Raw genomic sequence first — 13,231 nt, forward strand, 5'->3', positions numbered from 1 at the left:
TCCAATTCAGCGCTTGATTTGGGACTAGCGCGGCGCCGAGCTCAGTTGAGGACCTCGAACGAGAACGCCCGATAGTCTCCCGGGCAGATGTCGCCGATCGGGGCGCTGGGGTCGGTGAGCTGGATGCAGCGATCGTACTTGAGCGAGCGCATCTGGCCGTACAGCTTGGTCCAGCCCGAGGTCGTGGCGCCGTAGCCGTTGGTCTGAATCCAGGCCGCGGCGTCGCCGATGCCGTTGATGGAGTCGCACACGACGCTGTCGTCGTTCTTCATCTTGAGGAATCGGCCCGTCGGGTTCCCGTTCAGGTCGAGCGCCTCGAACTGGCGCTCGTCTTGGCCATCGTTGTCGACGTCGACGACGTGAACGAGCCAGGCGTAGCCCGCAGTTGGATTGGGTGGGGCGGGCGTGGCGGAGACCGTGGCCAGGTCGGGGCAGCCGATGAAGCCCCGCTGGCGGTTGTTGAGCTGGACGACGTCACCATCGGAGAGCGCGCTGAGGTAACCGAAGCTCGTCCACGACCACATCTGGACGACGGGTTGCTGCTGTTGGCCCTGCGGGGAGGCGAGCAGAACGGCTGGGTCGCTCGGCGTCGACGTGTGACCGTCGAGCTCCACGATGTCGAGGTCGGAGTCCTCGACATCGAGCGCGAGCTCGGTGTCGGGACGCTCTTCGAGATCACACGCGGTGAAGGCAGTGAGGGCGCTGGCGCTGAGAACGATGCGAAGGGAGAGATGAATTCGTGACATTGTGGCTTCTGCTTTCGATGGTTGGGGGAGCACTTCTCGGCTCCGAATGGACTGTCCGGTGACCCTCGAAAACAATTAGAAAAACCCGCTAGAAGCTCGCGTGTGCACGCGGAAGGCCCGCTTCTCCAGACCTCAACGAGACGCTCTGCCTTGACAGGCCCAGCCCGCCGTGAGCACATGCAGCATGTCGTTCACGCTGAGTATCGAAGGCAACGAACAGACCTACGCCAACCAGGATCTTCCCGCGCGACTCGCCGATGTCGCCAGCGAGACGATCGAGTTCCTGATTCTCACGCGAGACACGACCGGCGAGTACATCCAGTCCACGGGCGCGTACGGCCGGCTCGTCGTCGAACGGCGGGATCAGGCGACAGGCGCCTGGAAGCACTACAGGATCTACCGCCGCGGGGGCGCAACCCGACGCCTCCCTGCGCGGGTCCCCGGCTACGAAGGTTATCCCGACCGAGAGGTGCTCGATGTCGACGATGTCGCTGGCTTGTTCGCCGACTTCGTCAGGGGGAAGCCGACTTCGGCCGGCTTCGAATTGCTCGATGTGAGCGCCGAGATGGGGCTCGAGGACGGGAGCGCGGGCGAAGCGTAGACGCGCTCGGGCTCGATCTTGTCGCGGCTGTTTGGGCGCCCGCGGGGCCGCTGATGGGCCCTAACCGCCGTCGACCACCCAGCCGGGTTCAGCGCACAGCTGGGGTCCTGCGCATCGAGCATGACGGTCTCGTCGGCGAGTCGCGACCGACATGGGAAGGTGCGCCCGCGCGAGTATGCTCCGGGCCATGCACTCCGCTCGTGTCCAGCGTCAACATCGTCCACGCACCGTGCTGGTCTGCCTTGGGATCCTCACCACGATCGGCTGTGGCGCGAGCGCGTCAGACACCTCGAGCGAGACCAGCGGACCTGGCTCCGAGTCAGGTGCGCACGAGACCGACGAGACCGGCTCCAGCGAGACCAGCTCCAGCGAGACCAGCTCCAGCGAGACCGAGGGCACCGACACCGACACCGATCCAAACGCGTGCTGGACCGACCTCGAATTTGGTCAGCACGAGGTGCTCTACGACGGCTTCAGCGGCGGCAGCGAGGGCATCGCGTTTGGTGCGTCCGACGGCCTGCTCTACGCCAGCTCCCACGGTCGAGTGTGGCGCGTGAGCGCGGACGGCAGCGCGAGCGAGTTCACCTCGATCCCCCACGCAGTCGGGTTCGCGGCGATCGCCAGCGGCGGGTTTGTGGTCGCCTCGATCGGCGAGTTCGGATCCCCGGATGGGGCGGTCTACGCGGTCGACCCGAGCGGCGACGCATCGATCCTCGCAGCCGGGATCGACAACGCAAACTTCGTGGTCATCGCCCCCGACGGCAGCGCCCTGGTCTCCGACGACCTCGACACCCGGATCTTCCGCGTGACCTCGACCGGCGAGGTCACGGTCGTGATCCAGGACGTGCCCTCGCCCAACGGCATGGGCTACAGCCCCGACGGCGCCAGCTTCTATGTGGCCTCGACCTTCACCCAGCAGGGCCAGCTGACCCGCTTCGACGTCGGGCCAGACGGGCTCCCGATCGAGGCCAGCGCGATCGAGATCATGCACTTGGGCATGGGCTCGACGCCCGATGGGATCGCCATCGACGTCGACAACATGGTCTACGTCGCCGCCAACTTGCGCGGTGAGATCTGGCGCATCGACGGCAGCGTGAGCGAGCTGAGCACTGGCGAGCTGGTCGCGGACGAGCTCGGCTTCGTGGCCAGCCTCGCGTTTGGACGCGGGCCCGGATTCGATCCCTGCTCGCTCTACGCCACCCAACTCTCGGACCCGCTGCTGCAGCGTGTGTATGTCGGGGTCCGCGGGTCTGAGCTCTACTACTGATCGTCAATCAACGCCGCCGCGACGCGAGCGTGGCGGATCCGTCACGCTCGCCGCATGTCGCGACGGCTCATCACTCTGCTCCTCGTGTGTGCCCCGCTCCTGTCGGCCTGTGGCCCCGCCTGGACGATCACGATCCCCGACGCCAAGCAGCTATGCGGGACCTGCCCACGCGCGAGCAACTGCCTGTTGGCACGGCGCAATGGGCAGAATGGGCAGCGCCGAACGGTGCGACCTTCAGCTCACGAGAACCGCCGGCGGCGGCGTCCACTCGCCGTCGAGCGCCGTCTGGTCCGGATAGTAGAGCCGCATGGCCATGTAGAACCCGCCGCTTGGAGCGGGCAGCCAGTTGGGCTCCAGCGCCGAGCCCGGGGACTCATTCTGGACGTAGAACGTAATCGAACCATCCGCCCCACGGACGAACGAGTCCAGCATCGGCGAGTTCACGAGGTAGCGATTGATCGGGTTGTCGACGAGCAGCTGGGTCTCGGCGTCGTACATCGTGATCGACCAAAATGCGTGGACCGGCGGCAGCGAAGTCAGCGTGATCGTGTAATTACCGGTCGAGGCGTCGAGCTTTCGATCATCGGCATCCACGTAGTACATCGGGTAGAGAGCTTCTTGCTTCGTATTGCCGTAGATCCCCTGCTTTGCCGCGGTGAAGCGGTACAGGTAGTTGTTGTTGAGGTACTCCCTGCTGCCGAAGAAATCGGCTGTGCTGAGCTCACCCGCCGAGACCTGCGCGTTGATCTTCTCAAACTCCGCCCATGCATCGGCGATGCCTGCTTCGAACGCTGCGAGCATCTCGGGGCTCAAGCTCTCTGCGTCGAAGGGCAGGCCAGCGCCGACACCAATCTTGGCGAAACGCTCCATCAGTCCCACCTCCGTAGGGTGGGTGGGACAAAATTGCAGTATGAAGTTGACGACGCTGAACACCGCTGGGGTCTTTCCTGCGTCACCGGTTGCGGGTAGCGGCCAATTGATCTGAGGCGCCGCTGGCGGAGGCGGGCTGCCGGTGAACTGACTGAGGGTCTGGACCTTGTACTGGGCCTGGATCGCTTCGACGTTGGGCATGTCGTCGGGCGCGAACAACTGCGTTCGCACGATCACGAAGTCCAGTTCACTCTCGCTGTAGAAGACACCCGTAAACTGACTGGTGTCTCCGCCCTGCCACGACGGACCCACGAGCAGGAAGGTCCCGCCCGCGTTGCCAGTGGCGCGAGTGCCGATGTAGTTGAAGTTGTAGGTGTAGCAGTCGATGAGCTGGTACGAGAAGTAGCGGTTCGTCGGCGACATGGCCGGAACCGTGAGCACCAGGGGCTCGGCCCGGAGGTCGGCGGTGACGAACGAGTAAGGCGTATCGGAGTTCGGAGTCACGACCGACGTGTCTTCGGGCGTATACACCTGGTTCTCATTGTAGATCTGGTTGATTGGCGCCTTGTAGTTGGGGCCGGTCGTATCAACATTGTAGGCGTAGATCGTATTGTAATTCTCAGAGAGTGGCCAACCATACAGATAGGCGTCTTTGACAATGCTGCGTGCTTCTTCGGGTGTTACGGTGATGGGCATTGGATACGGCTTTCAGAAAGTGGGAGGGCTCCCACTTTTTACACCGTGGCGTCTCGACTGGCAAGCCACGAGCAACAGACCCATTGGGGCGGGGCAGAGCGCCAAACGCGATGGCAAGGCCATATTGACGTTGCAGACACCAAAACGTCACTTTAACGTTCGCAAAATCACGCGTGCGCGAGGCCAGAGGCTCGAGGCCAACGATCGCTCGAGTCACTCTTCCGATGTCCATAGTATGCCTGGCGACTTTAATATTTCAGGTCATGAAGCTCACGCTATTGTGCTCCACTTGCCAGCAACGCCCGCGCGAGCACGCACGCACGGCTCTCCTGGCACTCGGCGCCAATCTTCGCCTCGCGCAGCCGATCGCTCTCCCGTAGGAGTATGGGGATGAACTGTATGAGCTACAATGCTCAGCCCCAGGCCGAAAGACGCACGCTGAAGTCTGTGGCTGACTGTGTCGACCGTCTTGCCACTCGGCTCCCAGAGCAGCCTGGCAGTCTTACACGAGCCGGCATCGACGTAGAGGCGCATGCGCGTTCCGATCGTGACGTCGTTGTAGTAGTAGTCCCCGTACTTGTTGCAGATGAGGTCGTCGTGCAGGTCGAGGTGCGTCAACGGCTCGAGCCCGTGCTGGTGAGTGGCAGGGGGATGTCGTCCTCACCCTCGGGGCGGACACCGGCCAACTCGGGGCGGATCTCGTCCGAGAGGTCAAGCACGCTGACATGAGTGTGAGACCCGCAGCTTGGCGCGTGAGCATCGCGCGAAGATCCAACCTTCCAACGCAGGCGGGGCGGATAAAAGTGGGTCTTCGCGCTCAGCGAACAGCTCCTTCCGGCGAACTTGCTGCTGCATCACAAATCATGGAGCATCGCGGCATGCGACGGTTTGGATGGATCTCGTGGACGACGCTGTTGGGTCTCTCGCTGGGCACCGGCTGCGGTGGCAACTCCGGTGCCGACACGAATAGCGCGGGAGCTGACGATGGCACGACCAGCATCGGGTCGAGTGAGAACACCGAGGACAGCGCCGCAGATCAAGGCGACGGCGACGGTGACCCGGGAGACGGCGACGGCGACGGCGACCCGGGAGACGGCGACGGCGGCACCAAGTTCGACATGAGTTCGCTGCCCGACTCCGACGATGGGCCGCCCATCGATGCTTGCAAGGTCGTCGACAACATGAACGCGGTCGGCGAGTGCGAGCAGTCAGCGCCGCCCGACGCCTTCGAGCCCGCGCTGCAGTGGTCGTTCACCGACGAAGCCGAGCCCTACAGCTACGTGACCCCGCTCGTCGCCAACTTCACCGACGACGACAACAACGGCGAGATCGACCTGTGTGACGTGCCCGACGTCGTGCTCGTCGCGGCCGCGAACCCGGGCAATCCCAACAACACAGGCCACATATTCTTGTTGTCCGGCGACGACGGCAGCCTCCACTTTCGGATCGAAGAGGGCGTCGACTCGAGCTTCACGCCCGCGATCGGTGACATCGACGGCGACGGCCTCGTCGAGATCGTCACCGCCTCGCCGACCGGCGACATCTTGGCCTTCGAGCACACCGGTGAGCTCAAGTGGAGCGTGCCCGCGGACTGGTCGGGCGGTCCGGGTCTGCGCTACTCGAACTCGGCCGCGCTCGCCGACGTCGACAACGACGGTGACGTCGAGATCATCACCGCGAACATGTTTCTCGATCACCTCGGCAACCTGGTCGAGAAGTTCCCCGTGCCCTCGGGCAAGTGGGGCGCGACCACGGCCGCAGATCTCGACAACGACGAGGACCTCGAGATCGTGATCGGCCACGCCGCCTACCACCACAACGGCGACCTGCTGTGGATGACCGACCTCGAGCCCGGCTACCCGCAGGTCGCCGACCTCGATGATGACGGCCTACCCGAGGTCCTGTTGACCAACATCGACGGGCTGTCGCTGATCGAGCACGACGGTCAGGTGACCTACCAAGATCAGCGCCCAACCAACGTCGGGCCGACCGGCACCAATTGGCTGCGACCCGCGACAATCCACGACTTCGACGGCGACGGCTTCCCGGAGTTCGCAACGAGCTCGGCCTCGCAGTACACCGTCTACGAGCCCGACGCGAGCATCGTGTGGACGGCCCCGGTCAACGACGCGAGCGGGATCGCGGCCGGGACCGCGTTCGACTTTCTCGGCGCGGGTGCGGCCCAGGCGATGTACGCCGATCAGGACTTCATGTTCATCTTCGACGGCGACGGCAACGTGCTACTCCAGCAGAGTCGCAAGAGCGGGACGCTGTCCGAGTACCCGGTCGTGGCCGACATCGACAATGACGGCTCGGCCGAGATCCTCGTGGTATCGAACCAGCACCTCGGAGGCGGCGATCCTTGCATTCAGGCGATCAAGGACGTCGAAGATCGCTGGATTCAGGCTCGCCGGATCTGGAACCAGCACAGCTACCACGTCAGCAACGTGCGCGAGGACGGGACCATCCCCCAGTTCGAGGTGCCCGCGTGGGAGGGGCTCAACACCTTCCGGACCAACGCGCAGATCGAGGGCGGCGGCCTGTGCATGCCGCCTCCTGCGGGCTAAGCACACAGCGCAGCGGCGGCGTCGACGGGCGCCGGGTGACCATGGAGGCGGACGGCGATGAGCGCCGCCGTTGCCGACGAGATACTGCGCGCGAGGGTCGATGGTCAGTCGTCGACCCGTACGTGGGTCCCGCCGACCAGCTCGTTCGCGTCGGGAGGCTCGAAGCGAGGTTCCATGAACTCAAACATGGCTTCGGTGACCTCGAAGGCGAACACCGCCGGGTCGCGCTCCCCGTTGCGCCGGCGAACTCGCGTGCGGCGGAGCTCAGCGGGGGCGTCGAGGTAGTGGACGGCGACCTCGACCTCGAGCGCGAGCGCGAGCGCGCGGGCGCGGTGCTGCTCACGGTGCTCGCGGGTCGTGAACCCGAGATCGAGGATCACGTCGACGCCGAGCGCGAGGGCCTGCTCGGCGACGCTCCAGATCTGCGCCTCGCAGCGACCGACCCGCTCCATCATCCAGGCGAACTCGAGCTCGCCGAGATCGGGCACGAACAGCCGGCTCATCCACTCGTCGATAGAAAAACGCAGCGCGCCCGTGCGACTCGCTAGCGCGCGCGCGTAGGTCGTCTTGCCTGCTCCCGTGGCTCCGCTGATGACGTGGACCTTCGGCATCCGTGGGATGTCTATACCGTCAACGAGCCGGTGATGTCCTCGGCCGTGTTGCGATTTTCTTTGGTGACTCGCGCGCGGCGTCCCATGCCGGTCGGTTGTGTCCGGGATTTCACGGCCTCACGCGACGGAAGCTGTTCGATGGCGCGTACATCCGCGATCACGCTGACGCTGCGGACTCAGCTCGGCGTCCCGAGGAGCACTCCTGCGTCCCTCGGCGGCCCGCCAAGGCCCAAGCCGTCACGAGCTCTCGGTGAGCCGGTTCAGCGTCTCCATGTCTTCCGCGTGCAGGACCAGCGAGGCGCTGGCGAGGTTCTCTCGTAGGTGCGCGATCGAGGAGGTCCCTGGGATGAGCAGCACGTTGGGCGAGCGACGCAAGAGCCACGCGAGCGCCACCTGCATCGGCGTCGCGCCGAGCCGCGCGGCCACGGCGTCGAGCGTGCTGGACTGCAGCGGCGCGAACCCGCCGAGCGGGAAGAACGGCACGTACGCGATGCCGCGCGCGGCGAGGTCGTCGATGATGGCGTCATCGTGGCGGTGGGTCAGGTTGTAGTGGTTCTGCACGCACACGATCTCCGTGAGCTTGCGACCCTCGGCGATCTGCGCGGCGGTGACGTTGCTCAGGCCGATGTGCCGAATCAGCCCGCGTTGGCGAAGCTCGGCGAGAGCGGTGAGCGGCGCTTCGATCGAGCCTTCCGCCGGCCCCTGGGCGCTGAACATGCCGCGAAGGTTGACGACGTCGAGCACGTCCAAGCCGAGGTTGCGGAGGTTGTCGTGGACCGCACGCTCGATGTCGGCGCCGGACGGCGCCGGCTCCCACGAGCCAGATGGTCCGCGTACGGCCCCGACCTTCGTGGCGATGACAAGACCGTCGCGATACGGATGCAGCGCCTCGCGGATGATCTCGTTGGTGACATGCGGACCGTAGATGTCGCTGGTGTCGATGTGGTTGACGCCCTGGGCGACCGCCTCGCGCAGGACGGCGACGGCGGCCTTGCGATCTTTGGGGGGCCCGAACACGCCGGGACCGGCGAGCTGCATGGCGCCGTAGCCAAGACGACGAACGGTGGAGGTGCCAAGGCGGTAGCTGTCTGGGATCGGGAGGTTGGTCATGGCGAGCAATATATGGAGATCACGTCGTACGACAATCCGGTGTAATCTGCACAGGCTGTGCGAAAATCTGGACAGTCGATGGATGACCTCGCCGACATCACCGCGTTCTTGACCGTCGCCCGCGAGGGCGGCTTTCGCAGCGCTGCCCGCGTGGCCGGCACGAGCGCGTCGCGGATGGGCGACGCGGTTCGTCGGCTCGAAGCCCGACTCGGCGTTCGGCTGCTCCATCGCACCACTCGCAGCGTCACACCGACCGACGCTGGAGCGCGCCTGCTCGAGCGGATCACCCCGGCGCTCGGCGAAGTGCGGGCTGCGCTGGACGTGGTCAACGACTTCCGTGATCGCCCCGCAGGTCGTCTGAAGCTCAACGTCCCGACGGCCGCCGCCAAGCTCGTGCTGCCACCCATCGTGCCGCCCTTCCTCGCCAAGTATCCCGACATCCATATCGAGGTGGTCGCCGACGAGCGTCGCATCGATGTCGTCGCAGAGGGCTTCGACGCCGGCATCCGCTACGACAAATCGCTCGAGAAGGACATGGTGGCGGTTCCGATCGGCCCGCGCGTCCAGCGTTACGCCGCCGCTGCGTCGCCCGCCTACCTGGCTCGCCGTGGTCGGCCCACGCACCCTCGTGAGCTGCTCGACCACGATTGCCTGGGCTGGCGGTTCTCGAATGGCCCGCTGCACGCCTGGGAGTTCGAGCGGGACAAAGAGACGATCCGCGTTGACCCGAAAGGTCCGCTGGTCGCCAGCTTTGGCCCCGCGACGGACTTCGCCGTGGAGGCCGCCGTGGCTGGCTGCGGGATCGTCTACCTGTTCGAGGACTGGCTGCGTCCTTTCCTCGACCGAGGAGACCTGGTGCCCGTGCTCGAGCCGTGGTGGCTGAGCGTCTCCGGGCCGTTTCTCTACTACCCAGGTCGTCGTTACCTTCCGACACCGCTGCGCGCTTTCGTGGACTTCATCAAGGCGACGCAGCCGAGGCCCTCGCGTGGTCGTCGAGGTCATGTGAAGAACAAGGCGCGCTGAGGCTGGGTCGCCCGATACAGCGCCTCCTCAGGACTTCGAGACAACACGACATTGACGGAGTAGATCGAGGCTGCCTCGTCGCAGAAGAGCAGCGGTGCCGCGACTGCGCGATGTCCATCACGATCTTCTGGTGACGTGGCGTGAGCCCCGACAGCCCATCGGCGAGCTCGCGGTTGATGTCGAATCTGCCTCGAGCCCTGAGCCCAAGCCACGGTTCGCCCGTCGCGCTCATCATGTTGGGCGACTGTCGACGAGTTTCGCCATCCAGGCGACAAATTCATCCAAGCTCGGGACCGGACCGTGGCCATAGTTGACGTGGTTGGTCTTGTCCTTCTCCCACTCGCAGAAGGCCGCGCTCGGAGGATCGCCGTCGACCAGCTCAACCGTGAAATTGAGAAGGTTGATATGATTGATCTCCGGCTCACCCGGTGGGCCATGCTGGACCAAGCCAATCATGAATGCCTCGGTTGGTGCCGTTGGTCGAGGCAGCGTCAACACGACGCACGGATGCCTGCCAGCGTGGGTACGTGTCACTTGCACCTGCGCCGGCCCGAAGCTGGTCGCCGCCAGCTCGCTGGCCATCTGGGCGTGCTCACACAGTTGCTCGAGGACCGAGTCGGCCCAGCGCTGCTCCGGGTGCATGAGCATCAAGAAGAAATTCGGATGGCCGGACACCAGCCACGGCACCGCCCAATGGGCGAATGCATAGTGAAACGTGCGTGCCACGAGACCCACTGTACCAGCGTGCGGGTGCGCGCGCGCCCGCGAAGCTGCGTCGCCGTCTGGCCCCCTCCGCACGGCGCCAGGCGAGACGCTGTCCGAGCCGTGGGTTGGGCTCAGGGCTCGAGGCAGGTTCGCGCGAGACCGCGCCGAACGGGGTGAAGTTGGGGATCTGTTTGCATACAATCCATTGCTAACCGCCTGGCTCGTGCTGGCCACGCACACTTCCAACGGGATGCATCACTCCGGATGACGACACGATCGCTACCAAGTCGACTCGCAGCGAGCCTCGCCGCGCCTCACAGTGAGGCGTGGGTGGTCTTCGCGGACGAGCTCCAGGCCGCAGGCGATCCGCGCGGTGAGCTGATCGGGATCGAGCAGCGACTCGACGCGCAGCCAGGCGAACCCGAGCGCCGGCAGCTCGAGCATCGACGCGACGAGCTCCTCGAGGATCACATTGAGCGATGGCTCGGCCCGTCGTTCGCCACCATGCGTGCGTGGCTCGCCAAGAGGCGTGGCTCGCTACAGGTCACCCTGCGCTACGGCTACGTGGAGTCGCTGTGCCTCGACCTCTACGCCAACGTCGAGACATGTGACGGTCTCGGCGACGTGCTCGACAGCGAGGCTGCGACCCAGGTGCAGCGACTCTCGATCAGCGCACCACCAGTCGTGACCTCGCAGCTCGTCGCCGACCTCGCGCGCTCGCCTCGCGCGCTCGCCTCGCTTCAGCTGAACCTGAGCGCTGCTCGCTACGAGCCGTCGCCGGTCGGCGAGGACGAAGCCGCGAGGCTGTGCCAAGCGCTGCCCGAGCTGCGCGCGCTGACCCTGGTCGGCCGCGAGTTGTTCGAGGATCTCCCCCACCCAACACTCGAGCGCCTGTGCGTCTGGGGCTACGACGCGATCATCGGTCTTGGGCAGTGGACAGAGCTCCCGTGTGTGCGCGACCTCGATCTCGCGCTCCTGTCCGGTTCCACGGGCGAGCGCTTCGCGGGACCCGACCCAAGCCGCGCGCGCCTGGCCGAGCTGCTGCGCATGGACGGTCTGCCTGGGCTGCGCCGTCTCGATCTCTCGCACAACGCGGCGGGGTGCGTCGCAGGCACCATCTACCTCGGCGGTAAGCGCTCCGAGGCCCTCGTCGAGCAGATCCTCGACACACCGATCCTCGGGCGTCTCGACGAGCTCGTGCTGCCACCCCCGAGCGGCGACGTGGTCGATCGACTGCTAGCGAGCCCTCAGCTCGCCCAAGTTGGGCGCGTCCAGATCCCCTTCGCCTTCTTCGGGATCGACCAGGCCCGTCTCGAGTCCACGCCCGTGAACCTGGAGGTCGGGCTCGTCTATCCCCACCGCCCCCGGGTCGAGGTCCACGGTCGAGAGGTGATGTCGGTCGAGTTCGGAGGGTCGGAGATCTGGATCGCGGTGTCGCAGGTCGCCGAGCTCATGGAAGCTCGCTACGCCAGCTTCGCGCCCGAAGCCCGGGCCACGCTCGACGAGATCATCTATCGCTTCGACGAGCTCGCCTACTACGACGACGAAGGCGGCCCCACGTACATGGACATCGCCTACTCGAGCTTCGACGCGACCTTCGAACGGCTGTGCGCGGGCGTCGACCTCGAGGAGACCCGCGTCGGTGGTTTGCTCGAGCACCTCGCCAAGCACCGCGGCACCGCGGACACGGTCCGCCTGAAGAAAGTCTGGGGCTGGTAGCGCGAGTCGGCGCTCGCAAGCGCGCCGTCCGACATCGGCTCGTCGATGGCGACTTCTCTCGAGCTGTTGCAGCGCTCGCGCGGCTGAGTCCGAAATGTACAGAAACCGACTGCAATGAGTGGAAGTCGACTGATGGCGGGCCCCTGTGCATGCTGAATGCGGGGCTCAATACCGATAACGAAGACGCACTTCCAGATTCTCAAAGTGGCGACATTCGTGTTGTTCATCAGCGCAATATGGCCTTCGAGCTCGCTGCGGCGTTCTGCCTAGTCGGCGCAAGCCCGCGTCAAGAGTACCCCCCCAGAGACAGCAAAGGGAAACTCGCCAGCGGGGACCACATAGGTCGGCTTGAGACCGGTATCATGGCTGCGAACGATCCATGATGGGCAAGTCTCTTCGAGGGCATCCTCCGCGGTCGCTGCCGTTTCGCCGAGCCCGAACTCACCCGAGTCGGACGTCGAGCAAGAGGCGACAAAGGCGACTCCCGCCGCGAATCCCATGAGACCGAAGATGAGCGATTTTGCGAGACCCTGCATGCCGATGCAGCGTCTCATGGCGGAGCAACCAGCGCAACTGATGATGTCAGTAGGCGACCGGCGCAGCGGCGGGTCACCTTGTATGGCGACCTCGATAGATCGGCCGGGCACGAACACACGGCACCCGCGCGCGCGGGCTCCCAAAACTTGGCGCGAGCTCGGTGGCCGAGCTCGCGCGCTTGTTGACTTTGGGTTAGCCGGCGAGGCTGTGCCCACCGACGACTGATCGACGCGTCCCTCCGCTAGGAGCCCGTGGTGCAATGCCTCGCACCGCCTCGCTTGGCCTTTTCGCCGAGGGCAGTGTTGCCGAAACTTGCAGTACGCCCGGTACAGCTGCGTTTCGGCGCCTCGCCCTCGACGAAAATTCCGGCGCGAGGCGACGCGATGCACCACGGGCTCCTAGCTCGCGCAGGGACACTCGAGCACAAACGAGCTACGGCAGATACGGTTCGCAAAGCGCCAATGCCTCGACGAAGCAGGCATCGACTTCCTCCTGACTAAGATAACCGAAAAACACCTCGCCAATACCATTAGCATTGGCGCTGCAATAACTGAAGGCCACATTATAGGAGATGCGCGCATACCCTGGAGAGCCCTCGTCTACTGCGTTGAAGTCAATATCCACGGATGGGGCATACGGGTTGGTATCCTGTGCACACGATGACACCCCAGGGGCTGCAATCTGCTCCCAGATGGGGGAAGCTGTGCATGGGCAACCCACCTCCGGCTCGTCGCAGGTGGCGCCGGTCCAGCCCTCGTCGCACACGCAGGTGTACTCGT

At 65.2% G+C, this 13,231-nt stretch carries 11 protein-coding genes; 5 read left to right on the top strand and 6 right to left on the bottom strand.

What is annotated here, in order from left to right:
- Positions 1-41 precede the first annotated feature (41 nt).
- Positions 42-746 carry a hypothetical protein gene (locus tag DB30_RS15635; protein ID WP_052549628.1) on the bottom strand — a complete coding sequence of 235 codons (705 nt, stop codon included), beginning with the start codon at positions 744-746 and terminating at the stop codon, positions 42-44.
- A 169-nt stretch (positions 747-915) separates the two neighbouring features.
- Between DB30_RS15635 and DB30_RS15640 the strand changes: the two genes are divergently transcribed.
- The gene (locus DB30_RS15640; protein ID WP_146659084.1) at positions 916-1,347 is read left to right on the top strand and encodes a hypothetical protein; all 432 of its coding nucleotides are present in this window, start codon (positions 916-918) and stop codon (positions 1,345-1,347) included.
- A 187-nt stretch (positions 1,348-1,534) separates the two neighbouring features.
- Positions 1,535-2,614, top strand: coding sequence for an SMP-30/gluconolactonase/LRE family protein (locus DB30_RS15645; RefSeq protein ID WP_165703786.1), 1,080 nt, complete (start codon positions 1,535-1,537; stop codon positions 2,612-2,614).
- Between the two features lie 234 nt (positions 2,615-2,848).
- Here the strand turns inward: DB30_RS15645 and DB30_RS15650 are convergent, their stop codons facing one another.
- Positions 2,849-4,180, bottom strand: a complete 1,332-nt coding sequence (locus DB30_RS15650) for a DUF1254 domain-containing protein (RefSeq protein ID WP_052549635.1) — start codon at positions 4,178-4,180, stop codon at positions 2,849-2,851.
- Positions 4,181-5,058: 878 nt separating this feature from the next.
- Here DB30_RS15650 and DB30_RS15655 point away from each other — a divergent pair.
- On the top strand, positions 5,059-6,747 hold the full coding sequence (locus DB30_RS15655) for an FG-GAP repeat domain-containing protein (protein ID WP_153258334.1): 1,689 nt from the start codon (positions 5,059-5,061) through the stop codon (positions 6,745-6,747).
- Between the two features lie 104 nt (positions 6,748-6,851).
- Here the strand turns inward: DB30_RS15655 and DB30_RS15660 are convergent, their stop codons facing one another.
- Together DB30_RS15660 and DB30_RS15665 are read right to left on the bottom strand one after the other, a co-directional pair.
- Positions 6,852-7,358 (bottom strand): P-loop nucleotide/nucleoside kinase family protein, encoded by a 507-nt coding sequence (locus DB30_RS15660; RefSeq protein WP_052549637.1) that lies wholly within the window; start codon positions 7,356-7,358, stop codon positions 6,852-6,854.
- 237 nt (positions 7,359-7,595) lie between these two features.
- Positions 7,596-8,468 (bottom strand): aldo/keto reductase family oxidoreductase, encoded by an 873-nt coding sequence (locus tag DB30_RS15665; RefSeq protein ID WP_052549639.1) that lies wholly within the window; start codon positions 8,466-8,468, stop codon positions 7,596-7,598.
- Between the two features lie 78 nt (positions 8,469-8,546).
- On the opposite strand from DB30_RS15665, the gene DB30_RS15670 reads away from it, so the two are divergent.
- The gene (locus tag DB30_RS15670) at positions 8,547-9,491 is read left to right on the top strand and encodes a LysR family transcriptional regulator (RefSeq protein WP_052549641.1); all 945 of its coding nucleotides are present in this window, start codon (positions 8,547-8,549) and stop codon (positions 9,489-9,491) included.
- 231 nt (positions 9,492-9,722) lie between these two features.
- Here DB30_RS15670 and DB30_RS15675 read toward each other — a convergent pair whose 3' ends face one another.
- Positions 9,723-10,217 carry a hypothetical protein gene (locus DB30_RS15675; protein ID WP_146659090.1) on the bottom strand — a complete coding sequence of 165 codons (495 nt, stop codon included), beginning with the start codon at positions 10,215-10,217 and terminating at the stop codon, positions 9,723-9,725.
- A 309-nt stretch (positions 10,218-10,526) separates the two neighbouring features.
- Between DB30_RS15675 and DB30_RS15680 the strand changes: the two genes are divergently transcribed.
- Complete coding sequence (locus DB30_RS15680; protein ID WP_052549646.1) at positions 10,527-11,915, top strand: hypothetical protein; 1,389 nt, start codon at positions 10,527-10,529, stop codon at positions 11,913-11,915.
- Positions 11,916-12,884: 969 nt separating this feature from the next.
- Here the strand turns inward: DB30_RS15680 and DB30_RS41460 are convergent.
- Positions 12,885-13,231: hypothetical protein (locus DB30_RS41460; protein ID WP_205632991.1), on the bottom strand; the 347-nt coding region annotated here is incomplete at its 5' end.

Origin of the sequence: Enhygromyxa salina (genome assembly GCF_000737335.2) — a bacterium.
GTDB classification, from domain to species: domain Bacteria; phylum Myxococcota_A; class Polyangia; order Nannocystales; family Nannocystaceae; genus Plesiocystis; species Plesiocystis salina_C.

Coding starts and splice junctions, on each gene's coding strand:
- DB30_RS15645 (WP_165703786.1), top strand. CDS start 1,535: ATGCACTCCGCTCGTGTCCAGCGTCAACATCGTCCACGCACCGTGCTG.
- DB30_RS15670 (WP_052549641.1), top strand. CDS start 8,547: ATGGATGACCTCGCCGACATCACCGCGTTCTTGACCGTCGCCCGCGAG.
- DB30_RS15660 (WP_052549637.1), bottom strand. CDS start 7,358: ATGCCGAAGGTCCACGTCATCAGCGGAGCCACGGGAGCAGGCAAGACG.
- DB30_RS15655 (WP_153258334.1), top strand. CDS start 5,059: ATGCGACGGTTTGGATGGATCTCGTGGACGACGCTGTTGGGTCTCTCG.
- DB30_RS15665 (WP_052549639.1), bottom strand. CDS start 8,468: ATGACCAACCTCCCGATCCCAGACAGCTACCGCCTTGGCACCTCCACC.
- DB30_RS15635 (WP_052549628.1), bottom strand. CDS start 746: ATGTCACGAATTCATCTCTCCCTTCGCATCGTTCTCAGCGCCAGCGCC.
- DB30_RS15650 (WP_052549635.1), bottom strand. CDS start 4,180: ATGCCCATCACCGTAACACCCGAAGAAGCACGCAGCATTGTCAAAGAC.